A 24,732-nucleotide genomic window follows, 5' to 3' on the forward strand; every position below is an offset into this window, starting at 1 on the left:
CTATACTGGGGTGACGTCTGCGGCGGCGTTGCGATCGTTGGCACCATCCACCGCGACCCGCCGCCGCGGCAGCGCCTCGGGCATCTCATCCCGAATATAGGCCAGCATCCCTTCGCGCAGCGAACAGCGCAGGTCGAACGCGCGGGCGGCGTCGGACGCGGTGGCGAGGATGCGGACCTCGATCGCATCGGGCTTGGTATCGGTCACCTGCAGGACATGGGCGCGCCCGTCCCAGAGCGGATCGGCCTTCACCAGTTCCTCGAACTTTTCGCGCAGGCGGGGGATGTTGGTCGTCGGGTCCAGCCAGAAGAACGCCGACCCCAGCAATCCGCTGGTCGTCCGGGTCCAGTTCTGGAAACTCGATTCGAGGAATTTCGACACCGGCACAACCAGCCGCCGTTCGTCCCACAAACGGACGACGACATAGGTAAGGCGGATTTCCTCGATCCGGCCCCATTCGTTCTCGATGATGACGACGTCGTCGATGCGGATCGGTTCGGTGAACGCCATCTGCACGCCGGCGATGATATTCTTCAGCGCAGGCTGTGCGGCGGCGCCCACCGCTAGGCCGGCAAGGCCCGCCGACGCCATCAGCGTCACGCCGATCGACCGGATGCTGGGGATCGACAGCAGCATCAGGCAGATCGTGATGAAGCCGATCGCGATGATCGCGATCCGGCCGAGGATCGCGCTCCGCGTCCGGCGGCGGCGCGCGCGCAAATTGTCGGCGACGGTGATGTCGGTCGCGACCTCGATCGCCTTCACCGATGCGCGGATCATCGCGATCGCGAACCATCCCATCAACAGCGGGACGACCAGCCCGGCCATCTGCGTCCACAGATCGTCCCACCGCTCTGGCAGCCGCAGCGGACGACGCACGCTCGCCAGCGCCATCGCGACGAGGATCCAGCGCATCGGCCGCCACGCATGGTCGACATAGACGTCGTCGACCGAGCCCGGCGTCCGCGCGGCAAACCGCCTGAGCACGCGGAACGCGACGGCGTGGAGCAGCAGTGCCGCCAGTACCGACAGCGCAACGGTCGCTAGGTCGATCGCCGTCGGTGGCAGCGTGTTGAGGAGTCGTTGCAGGTCCCGCATCGTCCCAGCCAACACGCCGCGCCGCAGCATGTTCCCGGACGGTCGCGAGACTTGGCTTTCGCACCCTTCGCGGCTAGTGTGCCACGCAACCGAAACATTCCCCGAAAGCGTAAAACTTTGACAGACGCGACGCTGATCGCCGACCCATCCGACATCGCCCCCATCTCGATCGTGGACGAGATGCGGTCGAGCTATCTCGACTATGCGATGAGCGTCATCGTCTCGCGCGCGTTGCCCGACGTGCGCGACGGGTTGAAGCCGGTGCATCGCCGCATCCTGTATTCGGCGCAGGAAAGCGGCTTCGTGCCGGGTAAGGCGTATCGGAAGTCGGCGCGTATCGTCGGTGACGTGATGGGTAAATATCACCCCCATGGCGACACCGCGATCTACGACGCGTTGGCGCGCATGGCGCAGCCATGGTCGATGCGGCTGCCGCTGATCGATGGTCAGGGCAATTTCGGGTCGATGGACCCCGATCCGCCCGCCGCGATGCGTTATACCGAAGCGCGCCTCGCCAAGTCGGCGATGGCGCTGCTCGACGATCTCGACAAGGATACCGTCGATTTCGTGCCCAACTACGACGGATCGGAGCGCGAGCCCGCCGTCCTGCCGGCGCGCTTCCCCAACCTGCTGGTCAATGGTGCAGGCGGGATCGCGGTCGGCATGGCGACCAACGTGCCGCCGCACAATCTGGGCGAAGTCGTCGACGCCTGTCTTGCCACGATCGACCGCCGGGTCGAGGGCGGCGAGCCGCTGACGCACGAGGAACTGTGCGAGATCGTGCCCGGGCCGGACTTCCCGACCGGCGCGATGATGCTGGGCCGGGCCGGGGCGCGTGCCGCCTATGCCGGCGGGCGCGGATCGATCATCCTGCGATCGCGCCACATCGTCGAGGCGCGCGGCGAGCGGCGCTCGATCGTGCTGACCGAAATTCCGTTCCAGGTCGGCAAGTCGGGGCTGGTCGAAAAGATCGCCGAGGCGGCCAAGGACAAGCGGATCGAGGGCGTCAGCGACATTCGCGACGAATCGAACCGCGAAGGCGTGCGGATCGTCATCGACCTAAAACGCGATGCGACGCCCGATGTCGTGCTGAACCAGCTGTGGCGGCACACCCCGGCACAGTCGAGCTTTGCCGCGAACATGCTGGCGATCCGCGGCGGGCGGCCCGAACTGCTCAACCTCAGTCAGATCATCGACGCATTCGTCGGCTTCCGCGAAGAGGTCATCACCCGCCGGTCGAAGTACGAACTGGCCAAGGCGCGCGAGCGGGCGCACCTGTTGCTGGGCCTCGTCATCGCCGTCACCAACCTCGACGAGGTGGTGCGGATGATCCGCGGGTCGGAAAGCCCCGCCGCCGCCCGCGCCAAGTTGCTGGAGCGCGAATGGCCGGTGGCGGAGATCGCGCCGTATCTGAAGCTAGTCGAAGCGGTCGAATCCGACACGACCGGTGACTATTATCGCCTGTCCGACCTGCAGGTCCGCGCGATCCTCGACCTGCGGCTGCATCGCCTGACCGCACTCGGCCGCGACGAGATCGGCGGGGAATTGCAGACGCTGGCCAATTCGATCGGCTATCTGCTCGACATCCTTGCCAACCGTGCGAAGCTCTATGCCGTCATGCGGCAGGAACTGGTCGACGTCCGCGCCGAATTCGCGACGCCCCGGCGTACCGAGATCGCCGGCGCCGCCGACGGCATCGATGACGAGGATTTGATCGAGCGCGAAGACATGGTCGTTACCGTCACGGTGCAGGGCTATATCAAGCGCACGCCCTTGGACGCGTTTCGCGCGCAGAAGCGTGGCGGCAAGGGCCGCGCCGGCATGGCGACCAAGGACGAGGATGCGATCACGAACCTGTTCGTGACCAGCACCCATACCCCGGTGCTGTTCTTCTCGACCGCCGGCAAGGTGTACCGCATGAAGGTGTGGCGCCTGCCCGAAGGCGGCCCGGCGACGCGCGGGCGGCCGATGGTGAACCTGCTGCCGCTGGCCGCCGGAGAGACGATCTCGACCGTGCTGCCGCTGCCCGAGGACGAGGAACGCTGGAGCGACCTGCACGTCATGTTCGCCACCGCCAACGGCACCGTGCGGCGCAATTCGATGGACGCGTTCGCGAACATCCCGACCGCGGGCAAGATCGCGATGCGGTTCGACGATGACAGCGACGATCGCCTGATCGGCGTGGCGCTGCTGACCGAGACCGACGACGTGCTGCTGGCCACCAAGGCGGGTAAGGCGATCCGCTTCGCCTCAACCGATGTGCGCGAGTTCCAGAGCCGGACGTCGACCGGCGTGCGCGGTATTTCGCTAGGCAAGGACGACGAGGTCATCTCACTGTCGATCCTCGGCGGGTTCGACGCTACCGCCGACGAGCGCGAAGCCTATCTCAAGGCCGCGCCGTGGAAGGAAGGCGAGCGCGAGATGACGCTCAGCTCCGAACGCATGGCGGAGTTCGAGGCGGCGGAGGAGTTCATCCTGACCGTCACCGCCAACGGCTTCGGCAAACGCACCTCGGCCTATGAATATCGCCGCACCGGACGCGGGGGTCAGGGAATCACCAACATCGTCACCTCCGACCGCAACGGTGCTGTCGTGGCGAGCTTCCCGGCGCATAATGGCGAACAGCTGATGCTGGTCACCGATCAGGCGAAGCTGATCCGCACCACCGTCGGCGATATCCGCGTCGCGGGCCGCAATACGCAGGGAATCACGATTTTCCGCGTCGGGTTCGGCGAGCAGGTCGTGTCGGCCGCAAAGATCGACGAGGACGAGACGCCGGAGAACGATGCAGAGGCGATCGTTGCCGAGGAACTGGCGGCGAACCCGGCGACCGAGGGCGATATCGTGCTCGACGACGGCACCGGTCCCGACACTATCAGCGAATCGGATATCGAGGAATGAGGCCCGCCACCGCGTTCAAGGTGCTGACCAATGCGCAGATGACGGCACTGGAGCATGACGGCAGCTTCGCCGGGGCGCCGGTCGATCTGGCCGATGGCTATGTCCATCTGTCGACCTTCGAACAGTTGACCGAGACGGTCGACAAGCACTTTGCCGGGCAGGACAACCTGCATGTGGCGGAAGTCGACCTCGAGGCGCTGGGCGATGCGGTGAAATGGGAGGAATCGCGCGGGGGGCAGTTGTTTCCGCACCTCTATGCGCCGCTGCCGCTGGATGCGGTGATCGCGTACGGGCCGTTGCATCGCGACGATACCGGCCGGGTGAAGCGGCCGGTTACGGGGTAAGTATCCTCCCCATAATATGGGGAGGATTTAGGCGTAGAGCTCCACTACCTCCGCGCCCTGCCCGACCGCTTCCAGCAACAACGTCCGGTGACAATGCTGCGGCTCGCGTTCGAAGCATAGCAGCGCCGACGGCATCTCCGCCGCCAGCCCGAGCATGATCGCTGCCTGCGCCTGCGCCTCGGGCAATTCGAGCTGTTCGTCGTACACCGCCCGCAGCGTCGCGACGTCGCCCTTCTTCGCGGCATCCCGCCCGCGTTTTGGCGTGCCGAGCGCCTTCAGATGCACATAATCGATGCCATGGCCCGCCAGTTCGGCGGCGAGCGGGGATTTGGAGAAACCCGGCCGTCGCGACAGCGGCAAGGCACGGACGTCGATGACGCGACGGACACCGGCCTGCGTCAGCGCGGCGATAAATTCCGCCATGGTTACCGCCTCATAGCCGATCGTGAAGATCTTCATCGCCCGCATCCCTTCATCGCGATCGTCCCGCATTCCGCCTATTAAAACGACGGTACGATCCGGACGTTCATTGCCCGTTTCCCTTCGTCCGCCTAGACGCCGTGCATGCAATACGACGTTCACATCATCGGCGGCGGGCTCGCCGGGTCCGAAGCGGCATGGCAGTTGGCGCAAGGCGGCGCGAAGGTGCGCCTGTCCGAAATGCGCGGCGGCGGCGATACTACGCCGGCGCATCAGGGTGACGACTTGGCCGAGCTGGTCTGTTCGAACAGCTTCCGCTCGGACGATGCCGAATCGAATGCGGTCGGGCTGCTCCACGCCGAGATGCGCGCGCTGGGATCGCTGATCATGGCGAAGGGCGATGCGCACAAGGTACCGGCGGGAACGGCGCTGGCGGTCGATCGTGACGGGTTTTCGGCGGGCGTCACCGCCGCGCTCGAAGCGCATCCCAACATCACGATCGTGCGCGAACGCGTCGATGCCCTGCCCGACAGCGGCATGACGATCGTCGCCACCGGGCCGCTGACCGCGCCGAAGCTGGCCGGCGACATCGGCGGCGCTACGGGGGCGGAGGCGCTCGCATTTTTCGACGCGATCGCTCCCATCGTCCATTTCGATTCGATCGACATGGACCAGGCATGGTTCCAGAGCCGCTGGAACAAGGGCGAGGGCAAGGATTACATCAACTGCGCGATGAACCGCGAACAGTATGAAGCCTTTCATGCCGGGCTGATCGCGGGTGAAAAGGCCGAGTTCCGGGAATGGGAGAATGTCCCCTATTTCGAAGGCTGCATGCCGATCGAGGTGATGGCCGACCGTGGGCTCGACACGCTGCGCTTCGGGCCGATGAAGCCGGTCGGGCTGGACGATCCGCGTACCGGGCGGTGGCCGCATGCGGTCGTACAGCTGCGGCAGGATAACGCTACGGGGACTCTGTGGAACATCGTCGGGTTCCAGACCAAGCTGAAGCATGGCGAACAGGTACGGTTGTTCCGGACCATTCCGGGGCTGGAGAATGCCGAGTTCGCCCGGCTGGGTGGGTTGCATCGCAACACCTTCATCCGATCGCCCGAACTGCTCGACCCGACGCTGCGGTTGAAGGCACGACCGCATCTGCGCTTCGCCGGGCAGATGACTGGATGTGAGGGCTATGTGGAAAGCGCAGCGGTAGGCCTGATGGCCGGGCGCTTCGCTGCGGCTGAACTAGCGGGGCGTGAATTGGCGCCGCCCCCCGTCGAGACGGCGCTGGGGGCGCTGCTCCACCATATCACCGGGGCAGCGGTGGCCGAAACCTACCAGCCGATGAACGTCAATTTCGGGCTGATGCCCCCCATCCCCGGCCGCACCAAAAAGGCCGACCGCAAGAAGATGTACACGGCGCGGGCCCGCGATGCGTTCGAACCTTGGGCAGCGGCACTCTAACGGCGGGTGAGGTTCAGCGTCAGGAGGCTGACCCCGGCGGCGAACATCAACAGCCCGGTCGCGCCGATCGCGCCATAGACCGGGCCCCATGCGGCGAACCCGGCGGCGAAGGTGAGTGCCACCAGCACCCACCCCGCCGGGCGACGCCAGCGCAGGGTCAGCCCACGCCAACGGTCGCGGTGACGGTCGCTGGCGAGCGCCAGCAGTGCGAAGGCGCCGAGCGCCGACAGGAGGGCGACGAGCGTCATTCCGCCGGTGCCCAATTCGCAGCCGGTTGCGGCGCGCGGGCGGCACGGCGGCGCTCCTTCGGCCGGAAGCGATGGACGCGCCACGCGGCGAACCCGAACCCGGTACCGAGCGCGAGGAAGGTCAGATCGGCACCCGCCAGCACCCAGTCGCCCCGCGCGATCGTGGCAAATAGCCCGGTCGGCAGCGCGACGAGGTTGTAGAGCGGCAACAGCACGAGCAGTACCGCCTGCAACGCCAGCAGCTCGACCCATGCCCGCCCCGGACGCCGTGCCAGCGCGTAGAGGAACACCACCGCCCAGCCGGCGAACATCGTGTTGATTTCCTGATCGGCACGCCGCTCCAGCCCGAACGGCAGCAGGCGGTTGGCCCACAGATAGACCGTCATCGCGAGCGGGAAGCCGGCGACGAAGCCGACGTTCAGCCGCTCGACCACCCGAAAACCGAAATGCGGGCGCGCCGGATCAGGCAGCCGCTCGCGCCGCTTGACGGTCCACAGGACTAGGCCGCTGGCGACCATCAGCGACCCGGCGATGCCGCACAGGAAATACAGCCAGCGCATCGGATAGTCACCGAAGCGCCCGGCATGCAGGCCGACCATCACCCCCTGCGTCTCCACCGCGCCGCCGACCGGCGGGGCCTGCCACAACAAGCGGCCGGTCACGCCGTCATAGGCGATGCTGGGCGTGCGCGCCGACAGCATCGAATTGCCTGAGCGGGTCAGCGTGATCCGCGCCGCCGCATCGCCCGGATTGAAGACGGTGATATAGCCGATCGACCCGCCGATCCGGCGTTCGGCATCGTGCAGGATAGGGACCAGATCGGCCAGCGGCGCGGGCCGTTCGGTGCGTTCGGCGACCGGCGCCTGCGGGAACACGACTTCGTAGAGCTTGGCTTCGTCGCTATAGTTGGCGACGATCGCCCATGGCATCAGCATCGCGATCAGCGTGACCAGCCCGGTATAGGTGATCATCAGGTGGAACGGCAGCGCCAGCACCGCGGTGGCGTTATGCCCGTCGAGCCACGACCGCTGTCCCTTTCCCCGCCGGAGCGTGAAAAAGTCGCGGAAAATCTTCTTGTGGGTGACGATCCCGGTGAAGATCGCGACCAGCATGAACATCGCGGCGATGCTGACGATCCACCGTGCCCAGAAAACCGGCACATAATGCAGATCGAAATGGAAACGGTAGAAGAACTCGCCACCGCGTGTCGCGCGTGCGGTCCCCTCCTGCCCGTCGCTACCGATGAAGGCGCGGGTGTCGCGCCGGCCGCGCCGGCCGCGGCCTTCCTCACCGGGCTTGACCGCCGGGACCCAGAACAGGTCGGCACCGGCGCTCTGGGTGGTCGGCACGGTGATGAACCAGCTTTGCGCGTCGGGCGCCTTGCGCGACAGGAAATCGACCGCGCCGCGCACGACGCGATCGGTGCTTTCGATCCGGGCAAGCTCGGGTCGCGACCAGCGGTTCAGCGCCTCGCGCCAATAGGCCGAGGTGCCCGCCACGAAGATCGCGAACAGCAGCCAGCCGAGCAGCAGCCCGGACCAGGTATGCAGCGTCGATTGCGACTGGCGAAATCCCTTGCTCATATCCGTCCCCAGATCGCGACCGATCCCCAGCTGATCGCACCCGCCACCGCACCCGCGACGACCAGCGTCCACAATGCCCGCCAGCCGCTGCGCGCGGCATAGGACCACATCGCGGCACCCGCGCACAAGACGAGCGCGATCAGTGCGGCGGCGACCGTCGCCTGCGCCCGGTCGCCCGGCAGGATGCGGGCGAGCGCCATCGACCACAGCGACGCGACGGCATAGCCGACCGGCAAGGCCGAGATCAGCCGCAGGGCATTGTCGCCCAGCCGCCGCCACAGGATGTGGCGTTCACGGCCGACGGCCATCACGGGAAGGTCGCCCGGATGCTGGCGAACACGGTGCGCGGCATGCCGTAATAATTGCCGCGGCCGGTCGATGAGATGCGCGCGTAATAGTTGCGGTCGAACACGTTGTTGACGTTGACCGCGACCGACAGCGCGTCGGTCAGCTTGTAGCCGGCGCGCAGGTCCGCGACGGCATAGGCCCCCTGCCGGACGACCGACGACCGCGTGCGCAACGAACCATTGGCGTTGAAGGCCGCCGGCGTGCCGCTCCACGTTTCGTCGAACCACGTCACGCCCGCACCGACGCTGGCCCCGGCCAGCGGGCCGTCGGCGGGTTCGTAGTTGGTGAACAGCTTGACCATGTGCTCGGGGATGACCGGCAACAGGCTCAACCCTTCCAGCACCGGATTGGCTTCCTCCAGATATTTGGTCCGGGTGAAGGTATAGCCGCCATTGACGCGCCAGCCGGGCAGGATTTCCCCGCTCGCCTCCGCCTCGACGCCTCGCGCGCGGACCTTGCCGATCTGATAGACGACCGTATCGAGATTGGGGTCGTTGAAGGTCCGGTTGTTCTGCGTGATCTGATACACCGCCGCCGACAGCAGCAGCCGCTTGTTCATCAACGACAGCTTCGTCCCAGCCTCATACTGATCGCCGATCAGCGGTTCGAGTTTGCGACCATCGGGACGGACCCGTCCGCCGACCGGTGCCTGCGGCGTGAAGCTGTCGGCGTAGCTGGCGTAAAGGTTCAGGTCGTCGGTCACGTCCCACACCACCCCGGCATAGGGAGTGAAGCGTTCGTCGAAGCTGTAGGTCGACGGCGCCCCGCGCACCAGTTGCGCCGAGGTCAGCGTGACCGTCGTATCCCACCACGTCATGCGACCGCCACCGACCAGCGTCAGCCCGGCGAGCGGGCTCAACCGCATCTGGCCGTACAGGCCATATTGCTCGACATCGGTCAGACTGCCGCCGACCGCCTTGCCGGTCGCCAGTGTGCGGGGATCGAGATCGGGTTCGGCCGGCGACACCGGATCGAACACGTCGATCGTGGCGTAGTTCGACCGGCGCGCATTGGCGGAGGTCGAGGTGCTTGCCTGATAATCGGCGCCGAGGATCAGCGTCTGTTCGCGTCCGAAGGCAGGAAAGCTGCCTACCCCGTTGAAATCGAACGAACGCGTCTGCATCGCGCTGTCGCCGCGATAGGCTATGTGACTGGTGCGGCCATTGGTCGGGGTGACCGGCTGGTTGCCGATATAGCTGTAGATGTCGATGCGATCGACGTCGGTCAGCATGCCCGTCGCGCGCAGCGTCCAGCGGTCGCTGACGCGGTGCGCCAGTTCGACGAAGCCCGACCAGCTTTCCGACCGGAAGCGGTTCCAGTCGGCACCGAGATAGGTCGACCGCGGCACGTCGAGCAGCCGCCCCTCGCTGCCGTCGGTGCCGCCGATATAGCCCGGCAGGCCCGACTGGATCGCCGGTTTGAACAGGTCGTAATTGCCGCCGACGGTCAGCGTCGTATCGTCGCCGATCCTGGTATCCGCCACGCCGAACACGGCGAAGCGATAGCGGTGCGCAACGTCGAAGAACTGGTCCTGATCCTGCACCATCGCGCCCAGCCGCATGCCCGAATGGTCGTCGAGCGGGGTCGATACGTCGAGTTCGGCGCGCAGGTTCTGATAGCTGCCATAGCCGGCGAGCGCGCTGACCGAGCGTTCGGCGAGCGGCCGTTTACGGACGAGGTTGATGCTGCCCGCGGGATTGCCAGCCCCGCTGAACAGCCCGGCGGGGCCGCGTAGCACCTCGACCCGGTCGTAAAGGAACAGGTCGGGCACTACCGCAGGAAAAGCGAAGGAGAAGGTGGGTACGCCGTCAACCAGGTAGTTGTTGATCGTAAATCCACGCGAGAGGAAGGACGGGTCTTCGCTGCTGATGCCGGTCACCGTGACGCCGTTGGTGACCGTCAACGCATCCTCCAGCGTGAACAGATTGCGTTGCTGCAACTGTTCCTGATCAATCACGGTGATGGTGTTCGGCACGTCTTTCAGCGGGGTCACGGTCTTGCCGACGGCCTGACCATAGCTCTTGCCGACGACGATGATGTCGTCCTCTCGCTGGGTATCGGTGTCTTCGTCGACCGACGTGACTGGTTCAGCCGCAGCGGGCAGGATCAGCACGCACGTCGCAAGCAATGCAGCCAATGTTGTATGTCGTACCGAAGGCCGCATTTCATTCCCTTTTGCGAGTCGCTTTCAATATGGGTGGTCCCTACGAGCCATCGTCGCCGATTGCAACGCTATTGCGAGCTACTCTCATTACTATATACAGAAGCCCGAACGACGGGATTCCGTCGGAATGGGAGATGACGATGCGAAGCCTTGCCCTGTTGATCGCGCTGGCCCTGCCGGCGATCGCCGATGCGCATGAAGTCTGGGTCGAACGCGACGGCAATGGTCCGGCGCGCATCTATTTGGGCGAACCGGCCGAGCCGCTGCCGCCGGGTGGCGATCCGGAATTCAAGCGGTTGCAGGCGCCGAAAATTGTCGACCAGCCCGCCGCGCAACAGGTACGCCGCGCCGGCTTCATCGAGGCGAAGGTGGCGCCGGGCGATGTCCGCGTCGTTGACAATTCGGTGTTCGAGCCGTGGGGCGATGCCGGTGCGAAGGAAGGCGTGGTCTATTACGCCCGTGCCGGTCGCGGCACCACGGGTGCGAAGATGGCGTATGAGCTGGCGCCGCTGAGCGCCAACGGCACCCGCTTCGCGCTGCTCCATGACGGCAAGCCGGTGCCCGCCGCCAAGGTGACGCTGATCACGCCGGCGCGCAAATCGGTCGAGCTGGTCGCCGCGGCCGATGGCAGTATTGCTGTGCCGGCCGAGGGCAAGGGTCGCTATCTGCTGACCGCCGCACAGGTCGAAACCGGCAAGTTGCGCGTCGCCGCCGGCCCGGTCGACAAGCTGCACCACATCGCCACCACGACGTTCGTGGTGAACTGATCCAGTTGGCGGCGGGCATGTCCCGCCGGTCGATTAGAGGAAACGCTTCGTCATTCCCGCGCAGGCGGGAATTCATGGCCGCCGACGCTGGGGCTGGATTCGCCTGCGCTGCGTGTATGGATCCCCGCCTGCGCGGGGATGACGAAGCGGTGGCGCTACTTCAGCGACAGGTTGAACGGCGCGGCGGGCAGGTCGGCGCCGTCGAACAGGTTGACGAACGGCGCGTCGGACCATGCGTAGCGGATCGCTGTCACCTCCGGGCGGTTCGCGCCAGGCAGGACGATGGTGTCGCCCTGCACCACGCCGTCGACGAAGCTGCACGTCGTGCCGGCACAGCGTTCGAAGCCGATTGCCCCTGCCCCGCCATAGCGTTGCAGACCACCGGTCACATTGCGGAAGCGGACGACGATGTCGGCGCCCTGCCGGACCGCATCGCTCGCTTCAGGGCCGGTGCGCGGACCGCTCTGGCCATAGGCGACCACGCGGGCCAGCCGGGCGAGGCGTTCGCCGACGATCTTCTTCTGCGCCGGGTGGATGTCGAACCGGTCGCCAACGTCGAGCGTGACGGCAAGGCCGGCATGGGCGTCGGCAGCGACCGCTTCGGCCTGCGCCTGTCGCAACGCTGCCCAGCCCGAATCGGTCGGCACCGTCTGCGCCTTGCCGAAGGCGGTCAGCTGCACAACGAAGAACGGCAGGTCGGGCGTGGCGAAGGTGCGGCGCCAATCGGCCATGAGTCCGGTCATAAGTGCACGGTACGCGCCGGCTTCGCCCGCGTTCGATTCCCCCTGATACCAGGCAGCAAGCTTCAGGCCGTAGCCCGAGAGCGGTGCGATCATGCCGTTGTAGAGCGTCGTCAGGCTGTTCGGCACCTCCCACGGGGCAGGTGCGATGCGGACGTCGTCCCTAACCGGCGCCCCGATCCGGTAGCGCCACGGCCCGGCCAGCGGCACTACGCCGCCATCGGCCAACCCGATCGCACGGTTCGATACGTTGGTGAACGCCATCCGCCCGTTCGCCTTCACCGCGCGGATCGCAACGACATTGCGGCCCGCGCGCAGCACACCGGCAGGCAGGTCGTAGTTGCGCCATGCCCAGTCGACGCTGCCCCCGCCGACGTAGTGACCGTTGATATAGGTTTCGTCGAACCTGCCGATCGGCCCCAGCTGGATACGGCGCCCCGCCGCGGCCTGTTCGGCCGTTAGGTCGACGGCGGTGCGCAGCCACACCGCCCCTTCGATCCCGGTCCGATCGGCGGCGGGCAATTGCCCGTCATCGGCGGGAACGGTGGCCCAACGTTGATCGTCGAACGCCGCCGCACGGAACGCGCGATCCGCCTTGGCAGTCGGGTCGACCGCATCCCATGCCCGTTCGCGGCGCGCGCCGTCGGCGGTAATCGCCGCGGCGGGATCACGGCCATAGGTCGCGACCGCTGCCAACCCTTCGCCAAAGCCGGGCAGCGTGCCGAGCGCGGGTGCGCTGATCCAGCTTTCGATCCGGGTGCCGCCCCATTCGGACGCGATGAAGCCCATCGGCACCTTTTCGGAGGTTCGCAGCGACCGCGCCATGAAATAGCAGACCGCCGAAGCGTCCCCGACCGTCTCGGGCGATACCTGTCGCCACGTCGCGCGTGCCGCCAGATCGGCGGCAGGCGTCGGACGGCTGGTATCGGGGATGGTGGTGAAACGCAGGTCGGCGTCGTTGGCCGACGGAATGACCTCAAGCCCGGTAGCGTGCTTGACCTGAAACTCCATGTTCGACTGCCCGCCGCACAGGAACACGTCGCCGACCATGATGTCCGACAGCGTCTGCGCCGGCGATGCCTTGCCGGCCACCTCCAGCGTGTAGGGACCCCCTGCCTGCATCGCGGGCAGGGTCGCGCGCCATTTCCCGTCGGGACCGGCGACCGCGGTGGCGCTGCGTTCGCCCAGCCGCACGGTCACCGTCTCGCCCGGCGCGGCATTCCCCCACAGCGTGATCGGGCGACCGCGTTGCAGGACGGCGTGGTCGGCGAAGATGTTGGCGAAGCCGGGCGCCGCGGTCTGCGCCGCTACCGGCGCGGCACTCGCCAGCAATGCCGCCGTGACGCCGAACATCCATTCCCCGACCGAACGCATGATCCCTCCCCCGATTCCCTCTGTGAGCGCTACCATGGCGTAGCAAGGATCGGGGCGCCAGTCCCCCGGAACGAACAAGCGCTCCCCCTCACATCGCGGTGCGGGTATCCTCCAGCGCCAGCGACACCAGCGCGGTCATCGCCTCCTCCGCCGCGCGCGGATCGCCCGCGACGACGGCGTCGAACACGCGGGCGTGATCGGGCACCGGGTCGCGCGGCAAAGCGCGCTGACGCTGCTTGAACTGCGTGGTCCAGTTGACCGCCGCGCCGATGCTGGCGCTGAGCGCGATGAACGTCTCGTTGCGGGTGGCGTAGATCAGCGCATCGTGGAAATCGCGGTCGGCGGCGCGGCCGGCTTCGGTGGCGAGGGTATGGCGACGCATGCCGGCCAATGCCTGTTTCAGCGCCTTGATATCGTCCTTGTCGCGGCGTTCGGCGGCAAGGCGGGCGACGGCCGGCTCGATCACCGCGCGCAGTTCGAACAGGCCGCGGATGAATTGCAGGTTCGGCTCGCCCTCGAACGCCCAGGCGAGGACCATCGGGTCGAGGAAGTTCCAGCGCCGCCGCGGCAGCACGCGGGTACCGATCTTCGGCCGGCTTTCGACCAGCCCCTTTGCGGTCAACACCTGCACCGCCTCGCGATAGGCGCTGCGCGATACGTCGAGCGCCTCGGCATTGGCGACCTCGCCGGTCAGCAATTCGCCCGGCGCGATCCGCCCGGATACGATCGCGGTGCCTAGATAATGCGCCACCGCACCGCGCAGGCGCCGCCCCGACCCCTTGCGCGTCCCGCCGCCGCCATCGCCCAGCGCCAACTCCACCGGGAGATCGGTTTCGGCGACATCGTCCTGCCCGTCGTTGGTGCTCACGCGGCTTCCTCTCTTGCCACCGGTGCGGGCGATTGCCGTGACGCCGGTAGCGGTCGAATAATGTAGTGGTAATAGGACATGATCGATCATGCCCGACGATGGCCTGCGATGCTAGGCAGCGGGGTTCGATGCGTCAAATACTGGTACACCCGCGCTATACCGACCGGAGGCATGCACGCGCAGCGGCCAGTCCGATCGAAAGCCGTTGACGCTACCGGCCGGGGTCAATAGCCTGACTAATAGCGGCCGCCAGATGTCGCACGGGGATGAGCGATGGGGGCTGGCACGATACGCGCGGCGATAGGCGGGCTGGCGCTGCTGGGCGCGGCGGGCGCGCCGGCACAGGTATGGCGCGCCGATCAGGGCGACGGCAGCTACCGCAATCCGGTGCTGTTCGCCGACTATCCCGATCCCGATATCATCCGTGTCGGCGGCGATTATTATTTCGTCACCACGACCTTTGCCAATGCGCCGGGCCTGACGGTGCTGCATTCGAAGGATCTGGTGAACTGGACGATCCTCAGCCACGTCGTGTCCAAGCTCGACGACCGGCTCGAATATCGATTGACCGAGGGCAAGGACGTATACCGGCGCGGCTTTTTCGCCGCCAGCCTGCGCCATCACGACGGCATGTTCTATGTGGTGGTGACGCCGGTCGGGCAGAATAGCCGCATCTATCGCAGCCGCGATCCGCGCGGACCGTGGACGATGAACGAACTGGACCGGGCGGCATTCGATCCGGGCTTCTTCATCGAAGCCGGTGGAACCGGGCATATCGCGACGTCGATCGGGTCGGACGGTACGATCCGGCTGCTGACGCTCGACCGCGAGTATCGCCGGGTGATCGCCGACCGCCAGATTCACTATATCCGCGGTGCCGAAGGGTCGAAGATCGTCCGGCGCGGCGACTATTACTACCTCTTCAACGCGATCCCGCGGCGGTTGGGACTGACGGTATCGCGCTCGCGCAGCCTGACGGGTCCATGGGAGACGCGGCCGCAGATCGACGATCGCAGCGGCGGGCATCAGGGCGCGCTGGTCGATACGGCGGACGGCACCTGGGTCGGCTTCGTCATGATCGACGCCGGGTCGATCGGACGGATGACGAACCTCAGCCCCGTCTTCTGGCGCAACGACTGGCCGGTATGGGGAACGCCCGATGCCCCCGACCGCGTGCCGGATCGCGCCGCCAAGCCGGTGGGGGGCTTTGCCTTTGCCGAGCCGGCGACGTCGGACGACTTCGCCCGGCCGACGATGGGGTTGCAGTGGCAATGGAACCATGCGCCCGATGACCGCCGCTGGTCGCTGCGCGAACGGCCGGGGTTTTTGCGGCTCCGCCCGACGCAGTCGGCGGACCTCTGGCGCGCGCGCAACACGCTGACGCAAAAGGCGCAGGGGCCGCGCAGCCGGGCGGAGGTGAAGCTGGACATTTCCCATGTCGCCAAGGGTGACCGGTGCGGCTTCGGGACGTTCGGGCAATATAGCGCGACGCTGGCGGTGACGCGCGACGATCGCGGCGCACCGGCGCTGTCGATGGACGTCATCGAGAGCACCGAAAGCGGGCCGAAGGTCGACCGGCGGGTACGGGGGGTGCCGGTCCGTGGCGACACGCTGTGGATGGCGCTCGATCTCGACTTCACCACCGATCGCGGACGATTGTCGTACAGCGGCGACGGGCGGCGCTGGCAGGCGGTCGGGGGCACCTTCCCCCTCGCCTTCGCATGGCGCACGGGGACGTTCCAGGGGCAGCAGATGGCGCTGTCCTGCTACAATCCGACGCCTGGCGCCGGGTATCTCGATATCGACAGCTTCACGCTGAATAGTGCGGCGGCAGCGGCGGAGGATCGCAAATGACCGATGGGATTTCGCGGCGCCACCTGATCGGGTCCGCCGGCGCCCTGCCCGCGCTTGCCGCCACCCGGGCCGGCGCAGCCCCCCGCGCCAGACCACGACTGGCCGAAACCCCGCCGATGGGATGGAATAGCTGGAACAGCTTCGCGACGACCATCACCGAGGCGCAGGCGCTGGAAACCGCGCGGATCATGCGCGAGAAGCTGCTGCCGGCGGGCTATTCGATCTTCACCATCGACATCCAGTGGTACGAACCCGGCGCGACCGGTTACGCCTATCGCGCCGATGCGGTGCCGGTGCTGGACGGTCATGGCCGGTTACAGCCCGATCCGAAGCGCTTCCCGTCCGCCGCCGACGGACGCGGCTTTCGCGCTATCGCCGACCGGGTCCATGCGATGGGGCTGAAGTTCGGCATCCACCTCATGCGGGGCATCCCCCGCGAGGCGGTGAGGCGTAACCTGCCCATCCTCGGCACGCGCTACCGGGCGCAGGATATTGCCGATCGCACCAGCATCTGTTCGTGGAACAGCGACATGTACGGCGTCGACATGCGGCACCCCGCGGCGCAGGCCTATTACGACAGCGTGTTCGCGCAATATGCCGACTGGGGCGTCGATCTGGTCAAGATGGACGATATGAGCCGCCCCTATGACGCGCACGCACCGGAGATCGAGGCGGCGAGCAAGGCGATCGCGCGTTCGGGCCGACCGATCCTGCTGAGCCTGTCGCCCGGCGAGACGCCGTTGTCGAGCGCCGACCATGTCCGCGCGCATGCGCAGATGTGGCGGATCAGCGACGATTTCTGGGACGAATGGCCGTTGCTCGACGCGCAGTTCGTGCGGTTGGAGAATTGGCAGCGCTTCGCCGGACCGGGCGGCTGGCCCGATGCCGATATGCTGCCGCTCGGCCGGCTGGCGCTGGGGCAGCGCGATACGAAGTTCACGCCGGCCGAACAGCGCACGCTGATGACGCTGTGGTCGATCGCGCGGTCGCCGCTGATCATGGGTGGCGACCTGCGGCACCTCGATGCCGCCACGCTGGCGCTGCTGACCAATCCGGAGGTGATCGCCGTCAACCAGGCGAGTTCGGCCAATCGTCCCCTGCACATACAGGACGGGATGCGCGCCTGGACCGCGCGCGGTTCGCAGGGCGCGACCTATCTGGCGCTGTTCAACCCCGGCGACAAACCGTCGCGGCCGGGCGTCGATTTGCGCTGGTTGACGCTGCGCGGATCGGTGCGGGTGCGCGACCTGTGGGCGCGGCGCGATATCGGCACGGTGACCGACCGGGTCGCGGCCGATGTCCCGCCCCATGGTGCGGCGCTGCTGCGCCTCGACGGCGGCAACGCCTGATGTACTTTCCGCGAACGAAAGATCGATCGATGCTGCGTATCCTGATGACCGGCCTTGCCCTGACCGCCAGCGCAGGAGCCGCCTCTGCCGAGCCTGCACGGTTCAGCCGCTTCACCTACGAAGGGCGCAGCGTCGAGCGCGCGACGTCCGGTCCCGACCAGTATCGCAACCCGATCCTGTTGGGCTATTATCCCGACCCGTCGGTCACCCGCGTCGGCGACGACTATTATCTCGTGCTGTCGTCCTTCGCCCATTATCCGGGGCTGCCGATCTTTCATTCGAAGGATCTGGTGAACTGGACGCAGATCGCCAACGCGATCGACCGGCCCGAACAACTCGACTTCACCGGACGGCGCGTGTCGGAGGCGGTGTTCGCGCCCGATATCTCCTACCATGCCGGCACCTTCTACATCGTCAACACCTGCGTCGAATGCCGCGGCAACTTCGTGATCACGGCCAAGGACCCCAAGGGGCCATGGTCGGACCCGATCTGGCTGCCGTTCGAAGGGATCGATCCGTCGATCTATTGGGAGGGCGACCGGGCCTATATCGTCAACAACCGCGCGCCGAACGAACCCGCCCGCTATGACGGACACCGCGCGATCTGGGTCCAGGAATATGACTGGCGCGCGGGCAAGATGGTCGGGGAATCGACGCAGCTGATCAACGGCGGCGTCGACATCCGCCAGAAGCCGGTGTGGATCGAAGGGCCGCATATCTTCCGCAAGGACGGCTGGTATTACCTAACCGCAGCGGAGGGCGGGACCAGCGTCAACCATTCGCAGGTCGCGTTCCGGTCGAAGCTGCTGCGCGGGCCGTTCGTGCCATGGTCGGGCAATCCGATCCTGACCCAGCGCGACCTGGCCGACGACCGCAGCGATCCGGTGTCGGCGGCGGGCCATGCCAAGCTGGTGCAGACGCAGAGCGGCGACTGGTGGGCGACCTTCCTCGCGGTGCGGCCGTATGGCGACGACTATTATAATATCGGGCGCGAGACGTTCCTGTTGCCGGTGACGTGGAAGGACGGTTGGCCAACCATCCTGCCGCACCGCACGCGGGTGCCGTTCGTGGCGACACGGCCGAAGCTGCCGCGCCAGAGCGCGCCCAGGCTACCGACCAGCGGCGACTTCGGCTATGTCGACGAATTCGACGGTTCGACGCTCGCGATGCAGTGGGTCGGGTTGCGGACACCGAAGACGCCGGTGTACCGGGTATCGGGTGGCGAATTGCTGATCGACGGCGCGGCACCGATCGGCGATCAGAGCGGCGTGCCCGGTTTCGTCGGACGGCGTCAGCAGCATCACATCGCGACGATCGGCACGACTGTCCGCTTCGCGCCGCAGCGCGATGGCGACCGTGCCGGATTGGTCGCCATGCAAAGCGACGGGAGCTATCTGTTCTTCGGCATCACGCGGCTGGCGGGAAAACCGGTCATCGCGCTCTACACCCGAGCAAAGGGCACCGAGCAGCTGGTCGCCAGCACGCCGCTCACCGGTACGGCGCCGGTCACGCTGACGCTGCGTGCCGACCGGGGGACGATGGTCGCGGATTATAGCGTCGGCGGGGTGCAACGCATCTTGGCCAAGGATGTCGATATCCGCTTCCTCAGCACGCGGATGGCGGGTGGCTTCACCGGCACGATCGTCGGACCCTATGCGTGGCAACAAGCCAAGCGATAGACGCAGGACAAGGGGGCGTCGCGAGGCGCCCCCGGCGGCAATCACGGCGATGTGCGGTAATGGCGCGCCCGGAACGATTCGAACGTCCGACCCTCAGATTCGTAGTCTGATGCTCTATCCAGCTGAGCTACGGGCGCGTACCGGTCTTTCGACCTTATTTCCACTGGCGCGCCCGGAACGATTCGAACGTCCGACCCTCAGATTCGTAGTCTGATGCTCTATCCAGCTGAGCTACGGGCGCGCTGTGGAGGCCGCGTGCTAGAGGGGGAAGCGGAAGCTGGCAAGCCCGTTGTGCGAATTTTTTTGGATGCGTATCGAGAAGCCATGACCCGCACGTCCCCCACCCCCGTCCTGTTCGCCGCCCTGTTGTCGGCCTGTGCCGCGCCGGCGGGGGACTATCCCTCGCTGCTGCCGCGCCCGATCGAGAAGATCAGCCTGGCCGAGCCGGTCGGGCCGGTGCCGGTTGCTACACCGGATGCGGGGCTGGATGCGAAGGTTGCCGGGCTGAGCCGCGACGTCGCCGGTGCCACGCGCGCGTTCGATACGGCCGTCGCACGGGCCCGTCCGACGGTACAGGCCGCCAAGGGTACCGGCGAGGGCAGCGAGCGTTGGCTCGGCGCGCAGGTGGCGCTGGCGGAACTGGACGTCGCGCGGACTGCCATCGACGCGCCGCTTGGCGATCTGGAACGGCTGGCGATCGACCGCGCGGCGGCGGGTGCGCCGCCCTACCCCGCGCTCGACACCGCGGTAGCGCAGGCGAACGCCGCGGCGGCGGCGCAGCGGACCGCCATCGCGACGCTCAACGCGACGTTGCGCTGATTATTTCAGCGCGCGCAGCACCGGCAGGATCGACGCATAATCGTCGGTCCACGGTTCGGTGTCGGTGATCGGCAACGGCTCCCACGCCGTGCTGTCGGCGAGCAGGGTGGCAAGGACCTCGGGATCGCGGGTCAGGGCGATCCAAAGCGATCCGGTCTCCGGCCCCAGCGACGACGCCGGCTGATAGGGCAGCTGCGCCGCCATCCATCCGCTCGCCGTCCGCGCGACCACCGGCGACAGGTCGAGATAGCGGTTCGACACATGCACCAGCAGCAGCCCGCGCCGGCCGAGCACCCGGCCATAGGTGTCGAACGCCTCGCGCGTCATCAGGTGCATTGGCACCGCGTCCGATGAAAAGGCATCGAGCGCCAGCAGGTCGAGGCTCCCGGCGGGCTCTTCCGATAGACTCAGGCGCGCGTCCCCCATCACGATCTGCGCATCGGGGGCGCAGCGTTTGAGGAAGGTGAAGGCGCCCGAATCCCGCGCGATCCGCACCACGACCGGATCGATCTCGTAGAAGCGCCAATGCTGGCCCGGCCGCGCGTAACAGGCGAGCGTACCGGTGCCGAGGCCGACGATGCCGATCCGTGCGCCCGGACCGTAGATGGTGGGTGCGGCGCGCAGTGCTTCCCCCACCCCCGACTGCGGTACGTAATAAGTCGTCGGCGTGCGCTCACGCTCGGGCGTACCGGTCAATTGGATTCCGTGCAGCGTCGTGCCGTGCTGCAGCTCGTTGACATCCTTGCCGCGCATGATCGTGTAGACGCCGAAATAGCTCCGCGTGCGGGCTCCGGGTTCGAGCGACAGCGTCAGTGCGCGGTAGCCGCCGAACAGGAACAGCGCGCCGGCCAGTGCGAAGACGAACGGCACGCGCGACCCGATGGCGATCAGGCCGACGACGATGATACCGAAGAACGCAACCGGTTCGGGATTGGCGCCGAGCAACTCGCCCGGATTGAACAGACCGAGGGCGACCAGCCCGGCCACCGCGAGCAGCGCGGCGATCCGCAGTTTCGCCCCGCCCCGCTGCCACAGCCGCTGCGTGGCGGGAAGCAGATAGGGCAGCGGCGCCAGAATACCGGCGGCGAGGATCAGGAGGGGATATTCATAGGTCCAGTCGAACAGCACCGGCGCGATCAGCCCGGCGAACACGCCGCCCAGCGCACCGCCGACCGACATGGCGAGGTAGAAGCCGGTCAGCCGCGCCGGTTCGGGGCGCAGCGCATACATCCGCGCGTGCAGCGTCACCGACAACGCGAACAGCAGCATCAGCGCCGCGAGCGCGCTCAGCAACGGATGATCGTGATGGCCGCCGATCATCATGCCGCCGAACACCAGGATCGTGATCGGCGCATAGGTGGTGACCGCATTGGCCAGCCCGCGCCGGTCGGCGAACGCGACGGTGAAGCTCAGCAGATAGAGCCCGAGCGGCAACACCCACAGCAGCGGCACCGCGACGATATCGGTCGTAAGGAAGGTCGAGGTGGCGAGCATCAACCCCGAGGGCACCAGCGCCAGCACGATCCAGTGCAGCACGCGCCACCGCCCCGGCGCCTCGCCCTTGTCCAGCGCCACCGCCTGTTCGCGCCGGTGCGGCAGCAACCACCCGCACCCGATCACCAGCACGAACACCAGCGCATAGCCGATGCTCCAGCCCCAGCTCTGCCCCTTCAGCGGCAGCAACGGTTCGACCAGCAGCGGATAGGCCAGCAGCCCGGCGAAGCTGCCGACGTTCGACGCGGCATAGAGCGCGTAGGGATCGCGCCCCGGACAGATGAACGCGAACCAGCGCTGCAACAGCGGCGCCTGTGCCGATATCGCGAAAAACAACGGACCGATCGAGGCGGCGAGCAGCCACGGCGTCCACAGCGCCGGCTCGACCCCCGCTGGCGTTGGGGTGCTGTTGACCCCGATCGGCAGCCACACCGCCGCGCACAGCAGCAGCAGGATATGCACCGCTGCCTGCGCCTTGGGCATCAGCTTGCCCAGCAGATGGGCATAGGCATAGCCGCCGAGCAGCAGCGCCTGATACACCAGCATCGCCGAATTCCACACCGCCGGCGCACCGCCCAGCTGCGGCAACGCCATGCGCGCGACCATCGGCTGGACGAGGAACAGCAGGAACGACCCTGCGAGGATCGTGGTGACGAAAATCCAGCGGATCGGCCAGCCCGCGGTACGATCGGGTGATGTCACGGGCGCGATTTCCAATAGGTGATGTGCCGTTTCAGCGGGCTGCCGTCGGGCACGATCGGATGATCAAAATCGGCGTCGCGGTCGCGCACCATGCCGATCCGCTCCATCAGCCCCCAGCTGCGGGTATTGGCCATGACGGTGATCGCACCGATCCGGTCGACCGGCAGATGGTCGAAACCCCATGCGAGCGACGCCGCCGCCGCCTCGCGCGCGAACCCCCGGCCCCAATGGTCGCGACCGAAGCGCCAGCCGATCTCCACCGCCCCTTCGAGCGGGGTGCCGAGCGCGCCGGGCTTCAACCCGCACACCCCGACGAACGCACCATCGGCGCGCGCCTCGACGCTCCAGAAACAATAGCCGAGATCGCGTTGATAGCCGTTCTGCCGTTCGATCGCCGTGTCGACATCGGCATCGGTCGGCAGCGGGTTGAGGAATTGCATGACCGCCGCGTCGGCGACATGTGACAGGATGGCCGCGCGATCGCGCACCTCATACGGGCGCAGGACCAGTCGCTCGGTATCGATCATGCGCCGAGCAGCCGTGCCGCATGCGCCGCGTGATAGGTCAGCACGCCCGAACAGCCTGCGCGCTTGAACGCCAGCAGTGTTTCCAGCACCATCGCGTCGCGATCGGCGACGCCCGCCGCCACGCCCGCCTCGATCAGCGCATATTCGCCGGAGACCTGATAGGCGAAGACCGGCACCTCGAACGCCGCCTTCACCCGCGTGATGATGTCGAGATAGGGCATGCCCGGCTTCACCATCACGCTGTCGGCGCCCTCGGCGATGTCGAGCGCGACCTCGCGCAGCGCTTCCTCGCTGTTGGCCGGGTCCATCTGATAGGTCTTCTTGTCGCCCTTCAGCAGCCCGCGCGATCCGACCGCGTCGCGGAACGGGCCGTAGAAGGCGCTCGCATATTTGGCGGCATAAGCCATGATCTGGACGTTGTGGTGCCCCCCGGTTTCCAGCGCGTCGCGGATCGCGGCGACCCGGCCGTCCATCATGTCGGACGGCGCGACGATATCGCTCCCCGCCTCCGCCTGGACGATCGCCTGTCGCACCAAGGCTTCGGACGTGACGTCGTTCAACACATAACCCGTCGCGTCGATGATCCCGTCATGGCCGTGCGCGGTATAGGGGTCGAGCGCGACGTCGGTCAGCACGCCGATATCGGGCACCGCGTCCTTGATCGCGCGGATCGCCCGGCACATCAGATTGTCGGGATTGAATGCCTCCGCCCCGTCGTCGCTGCGCAGACCGGGCGGCGTATTCGGGAACAGCGCCAGCACCGGGATGCCCAGATCGCGGGCTTCGCGCGCGCGCGCGACGATCCCGGCGAGGTTCCAGCGCGAGACGCCCGGCAGCGTCGCGACCGCTTCGTTGTCGCCCTCGGTCACGAACAGCGGCCAGATCAGATCGGCGGGGGTCAGGATCGTTTCGGCGTGGAGCCGGCGGCTCCAGCCGGTGGCACGGGTGCGACGCAGGCGGAGCGCAGGATAAGCAGCGGACATGGCGCGACTTGTGGGCCAAGCCCGGCAAGCGATCAACCCAAACTCGCGTGGGTCCATTTTCGTTACGGAACGTTACCGACCGCATGAACCGCATCCGCACCGCCGCCATGATCGTCAATGCCCGGTCGCGCAGTGGGCAGGCGCAGTTCGCGGAGGCGTGCCGCGCGCTCAAGGGTGCCGCTTTCGAGGTCGACGCCCATGCGGTAGAGGACCCGGAAGAGCTGGTCCCGACCCTCGAGCGCGCGCTGGCGGCCAAGCCCGACCTCGTGATCCTCGGCGGCGGCGACGGCACGATCAGCAGCCTGGTCGACCACCTGCTCGGCCATGACGTGATCCTCGGCGTGTTGCCTTTCGGCACTGCCAACAGCTTCTGCCGTACGCTCGGCATCCCGCTCGACATCGCCGAGGCGGTTGAGGTGCTGAAGACCGGCCGGCCACGGCGGATCGACCTCGGCATGATCGATGGCGATTATTTCGCGAACTGCGCTGCGATCGGCCTGTCGCCGCAGATCGCCAAGACGGTGCCGCACGGCGTCAAGAAACTGTTCGGGCGGGTCGGCTATCTTGCCTGGGCATCGCTGCAATTCGCGAAATTCCACCCCTTCGAACTGATCGTCGGACAGGGCACGACCGCCAAGCGGATGATGGCGACCGAGGTCCGCATCTCCAACGGCCGCTTCCATGGCGGCACCGAGCTGGTGGAGGAAGCGCGGCTCGACAGCGGCGAGATCATCGTTCAGGTCGTCTGCGGCAAGGGCAAGCGCAGCCTGGTGCGCAACTGGGCCGCAGGGTTCTTCCGCCTCGATTCACGCCGGGTCGATACGGTGACGTTCCACGGCCAGTCGCTACGGATCGAAACGAACCCGCCGCTGCCGATCTCGATCGATGGCGAGGTGCTGGCGAAGACGCCGGTGATGGCGAAGATCGCGGCGGGGATCATCGAGGTGATGGCGCCGGTGGAGGGGTGATTGCCTCTATCGTCGTCCCCGCGAAGGCGGGGACCCATATA

General features: G+C 67.0%; 20 protein-coding genes and 2 tRNA genes. 9 read left to right on the forward strand and 13 right to left on the reverse strand.

Features of this window, described 5'->3' with window-relative positions:
* Window positions 1–1,128 carry a mechanosensitive ion channel family protein gene (locus MF610_RS05670; RefSeq protein ID WP_242193727.1) on the reverse strand — a complete coding sequence of 376 codons (1,128 nt, stop codon included), beginning with the start codon at window positions 1,126–1,128 and terminating at the stop codon, window positions 1–3.
* A gap of 87 nt (window positions 1,129–1,215) precedes the next feature.
* Between MF610_RS05670 and gyrA the strand changes: the two genes are divergently transcribed.
* Window positions 1,216–3,999 (forward strand): DNA gyrase subunit A, encoded by a 2,784-nt coding sequence (gyrA, locus tag MF610_RS05675; protein WP_277923928.1) that lies wholly within the window; start codon window positions 1,216–1,218, stop codon window positions 3,997–3,999.
* Window positions 3,996–4,343, forward strand: a complete 348-nt coding sequence (locus tag MF610_RS05680) for a DUF952 domain-containing protein (protein WP_242193728.1) — start codon at window positions 3,996–3,998, stop codon at window positions 4,341–4,343. Before gyrA ends, MF610_RS05680 begins: the two co-directional genes overlap by 4 nt.
* Window positions 4,344–4,370: 27 nt before the next feature.
* On the opposite strand, the gene MF610_RS05685 is transcribed toward MF610_RS05680, so the two are convergent.
* A complete protein-coding gene (locus MF610_RS05685) occupies window positions 4,371–4,802 on the reverse strand; it encodes a DUF488 domain-containing protein (RefSeq protein ID WP_242193731.1) in 432 nt (143 codons plus the stop codon).
* A 105-nt stretch (window positions 4,803–4,907) separates the two neighbouring features.
* Here MF610_RS05685 and trmFO point away from each other — a divergent pair, with 105 nt between their 5' ends.
* Complete coding sequence (gene trmFO / locus MF610_RS05690) at window positions 4,908–6,224, forward strand: methylenetetrahydrofolate--tRNA-(uracil(54)-C(5))-methyltransferase (FADH(2)-oxidizing) TrmFO (protein ID WP_242193733.1); 1,317 nt, start codon at window positions 4,908–4,910, stop codon at window positions 6,222–6,224.
* Here the strand turns inward: trmFO and MF610_RS05695 are convergent.
* From MF610_RS05695 to MF610_RS05710, 4 genes are read right to left on the reverse strand one after another with little or no spacing between them, the layout of a single operon-like run.
* A complete protein-coding gene (locus tag MF610_RS05695; RefSeq protein ID WP_242193735.1) occupies window positions 6,221–6,472 on the reverse strand; it encodes a DUF3325 family protein in 252 nt (83 codons plus the stop codon). The two genes, trmFO and MF610_RS05695, sit on opposite strands and share 4 nt — an antisense overlap.
* The gene (locus MF610_RS05700; protein WP_242193737.1) at window positions 6,469–8,055 is read right to left on the reverse strand and encodes a PepSY-associated TM helix domain-containing protein; all 1,587 of its coding nucleotides are present in this window, start codon (window positions 8,053–8,055) and stop codon (window positions 6,469–6,471) included. The genes MF610_RS05695 and MF610_RS05700 overlap by 4 nt, the downstream gene beginning before the upstream one ends.
* Window positions 8,052–8,363: a hypothetical protein gene (locus MF610_RS05705; protein ID WP_242193739.1), complete on the reverse strand. Its 312-nt coding sequence runs from the start codon at window positions 8,361–8,363 to the stop codon at window positions 8,052–8,054. The genes MF610_RS05700 and MF610_RS05705 overlap by 4 nt, the downstream gene beginning before the upstream one ends.
* Complete coding sequence (locus tag MF610_RS05710) at window positions 8,363–10,540, reverse strand: TonB-dependent siderophore receptor (RefSeq protein ID WP_242193741.1); 2,178 nt, start codon at window positions 10,538–10,540, stop codon at window positions 8,363–8,365. Before MF610_RS05710 ends, MF610_RS05705 begins: the two co-directional genes overlap by 1 nt.
* A 167-nt stretch (window positions 10,541–10,707) precedes the next feature.
* On the opposite strand from MF610_RS05710, the gene MF610_RS05715 reads away from it, so the two are divergent.
* Window positions 10,708–11,334 (forward strand): DUF4198 domain-containing protein, encoded by a 627-nt coding sequence (locus MF610_RS05715; protein WP_242193743.1) that lies wholly within the window; start codon window positions 10,708–10,710, stop codon window positions 11,332–11,334.
* Window positions 11,335–11,489: 155 nt separating this feature from the next.
* Here MF610_RS05715 and MF610_RS05720 read toward each other — a convergent pair whose 3' ends face one another.
* Both MF610_RS05720 and MF610_RS05725 read right to left on the reverse strand, forming a co-directional pair.
* Window positions 11,490–13,448 (reverse strand): sialate O-acetylesterase, encoded by a 1,959-nt coding sequence (locus tag MF610_RS05720; protein ID WP_242193744.1) that lies wholly within the window; start codon window positions 13,446–13,448, stop codon window positions 11,490–11,492.
* Between the two features lie 88 nt (window positions 13,449–13,536).
* A complete protein-coding gene (locus MF610_RS05725) occupies window positions 13,537–14,268 on the reverse strand; it encodes a FadR/GntR family transcriptional regulator (protein ID WP_242195267.1) in 732 nt (243 codons plus the stop codon).
* A 321-nt stretch (window positions 14,269–14,589) separates the two neighbouring features.
* Here MF610_RS05725 and MF610_RS05730 point away from each other — a divergent pair, with 321 nt between their 5' ends.
* From MF610_RS05730 to MF610_RS05740, 3 genes are read left to right on the forward strand one after another with little or no spacing between them, the layout of a single operon-like run.
* Entirely contained in the window at window positions 14,590–16,170 is a 1,581-nt protein-coding gene (locus tag MF610_RS05730) for a glycoside hydrolase family 43 protein (RefSeq protein ID WP_242193747.1), read from the forward strand.
* Window positions 16,167–17,519 carry a glycoside hydrolase family 27 protein gene (locus MF610_RS05735; protein WP_242193750.1) on the forward strand — a complete coding sequence of 451 codons (1,353 nt, stop codon included), beginning with the start codon at window positions 16,167–16,169 and terminating at the stop codon, window positions 17,517–17,519. Before MF610_RS05730 ends, MF610_RS05735 begins: the two co-directional genes overlap by 4 nt.
* 29 nt (window positions 17,520–17,548) lie before the next feature.
* Window positions 17,549–19,198: a glycoside hydrolase family 43 protein gene (locus tag MF610_RS05740; protein ID WP_242193752.1), complete on the forward strand. Its 1,650-nt coding sequence runs from the start codon at window positions 17,549–17,551 to the stop codon at window positions 19,196–19,198.
* A 60-nt stretch (window positions 19,199–19,258) separates the two neighbouring features.
* Here the strand turns inward: MF610_RS05740 and MF610_RS05745 are convergent.
* Window positions 19,259–19,335 (reverse strand) — tRNA-Arg (locus MF610_RS05745).
* 27 nt (window positions 19,336–19,362) lie between these two features.
* A tRNA-Arg gene (locus tag MF610_RS05750) sits at window positions 19,363–19,439 on the reverse strand.
* Window positions 19,440–19,522: 83 nt separating this feature from the next.
* Here MF610_RS05750 and MF610_RS05755 point away from each other — a divergent pair.
* Complete coding sequence (locus MF610_RS05755) at window positions 19,523–20,017, forward strand: hypothetical protein (RefSeq protein ID WP_242193756.1); 495 nt, start codon at window positions 19,523–19,525, stop codon at window positions 20,015–20,017.
* On the opposite strand, the gene MF610_RS05760 is transcribed toward MF610_RS05755, so the two are convergent.
* The 3 genes from MF610_RS05760 to hemB are packed head-to-tail and all read right to left on the reverse strand — an operon-like array spanning window position 20,018 to window position 23,723.
* Complete coding sequence (locus MF610_RS05760; protein WP_242193759.1) at window positions 20,018–22,213, reverse strand: fused MFS/spermidine synthase; 2,196 nt, start codon at window positions 22,211–22,213, stop codon at window positions 20,018–20,020.
* Complete coding sequence (locus MF610_RS05765) at window positions 22,210–22,740, reverse strand: GNAT family N-acetyltransferase (protein WP_242193762.1); 531 nt, start codon at window positions 22,738–22,740, stop codon at window positions 22,210–22,212. Before MF610_RS05765 ends, MF610_RS05760 begins: the two co-directional genes overlap by 4 nt.
* Entirely contained in the window at window positions 22,737–23,723 is a 987-nt protein-coding gene (gene hemB, locus MF610_RS05770; protein ID WP_242193764.1) for a porphobilinogen synthase, read from the reverse strand. Before hemB ends, MF610_RS05765 begins: the two co-directional genes overlap by 4 nt.
* An 83-nt stretch (window positions 23,724–23,806) precedes the next feature.
* On the opposite strand from hemB, the gene MF610_RS05775 reads away from it, so the two are divergent.
* Window positions 23,807–24,691, forward strand: coding sequence for a diacylglycerol/lipid kinase family protein (locus MF610_RS05775; RefSeq protein ID WP_242193767.1), 885 nt, complete (start codon window positions 23,807–23,809; stop codon window positions 24,689–24,691).
* Window positions 24,692–24,732 lie beyond the last annotated feature (41 nt).

It is taken from the genome of Sphingomonas hankookensis (assembly GCF_022664465.1).
Taxonomy (GTDB): Bacteria; Pseudomonadota; Alphaproteobacteria; order Sphingomonadales; family Sphingomonadaceae; genus Sphingomonas; species Sphingomonas hankookensis.

Bases quoted from the DNA above. Each gene is read 5' to 3' on its own strand.
- MF610_RS05700 (WP_242193737.1), bottom strand. From the start codon at position 8,055: ATGAGCAAGGGATTTCGCCAGTCGCAATCGACGCTGCATACCTGGTCC.
- MF610_RS05740 (WP_242193752.1), top strand. From the start codon at position 17,549: ATGCTGCGTATCCTGATGACCGGCCTTGCCCTGACCGCCAGCGCAGGA.
- MF610_RS05735 (WP_242193750.1), top strand. From the start codon at position 16,167: ATGACCGATGGGATTTCGCGGCGCCACCTGATCGGGTCCGCCGGCGCC.
- hemB (WP_242193764.1), bottom strand. From the start codon at position 23,723: ATGTCCGCTGCTTATCCTGCGCTCCGCCTGCGTCGCACCCGTGCCACC.
- MF610_RS05765 (WP_242193762.1), bottom strand. From the start codon at position 22,740: ATGATCGATACCGAGCGACTGGTCCTGCGCCCGTATGAGGTGCGCGAT.
- MF610_RS05705 (WP_242193739.1), bottom strand. From the start codon at position 8,363: ATGGCCGTCGGCCGTGAACGCCACATCCTGTGGCGGCGGCTGGGCGAC.
- MF610_RS05685 (WP_242193731.1), bottom strand. From the start codon at position 4,802: ATGAAGATCTTCACGATCGGCTATGAGGCGGTAACCATGGCGGAATTT.
- MF610_RS05670 (WP_242193727.1), bottom strand. From the start codon at position 1,128: ATGCTGCGGCGCGGCGTGTTGGCTGGGACGATGCGGGACCTGCAACGA.
- trmFO (WP_242193733.1), top strand. From the start codon at position 4,908: ATGCAATACGACGTTCACATCATCGGCGGCGGGCTCGCCGGGTCCGAA.
- MF610_RS05715 (WP_242193743.1), top strand. From the start codon at position 10,708: ATGCGAAGCCTTGCCCTGTTGATCGCGCTGGCCCTGCCGGCGATCGCC.
- MF610_RS05720 (WP_242193744.1), bottom strand. From the start codon at position 13,448: ATGCGTTCGGTCGGGGAATGGATGTTCGGCGTCACGGCGGCATTGCTG.
- MF610_RS05680 (WP_242193728.1), top strand. From the start codon at position 3,996: ATGAGGCCCGCCACCGCGTTCAAGGTGCTGACCAATGCGCAGATGACG.
- MF610_RS05730 (WP_242193747.1), top strand. From the start codon at position 14,590: ATGGGGGCTGGCACGATACGCGCGGCGATAGGCGGGCTGGCGCTGCTG.
- MF610_RS05755 (WP_242193756.1), top strand. From the start codon at position 19,523: ATGACCCGCACGTCCCCCACCCCCGTCCTGTTCGCCGCCCTGTTGTCG.
- MF610_RS05695 (WP_242193735.1), bottom strand. From the start codon at position 6,472: ATGACGCTCGTCGCCCTCCTGTCGGCGCTCGGCGCCTTCGCACTGCTG.
- MF610_RS05775 (WP_242193767.1), top strand. From the start codon at position 23,807: ATGAACCGCATCCGCACCGCCGCCATGATCGTCAATGCCCGGTCGCGC.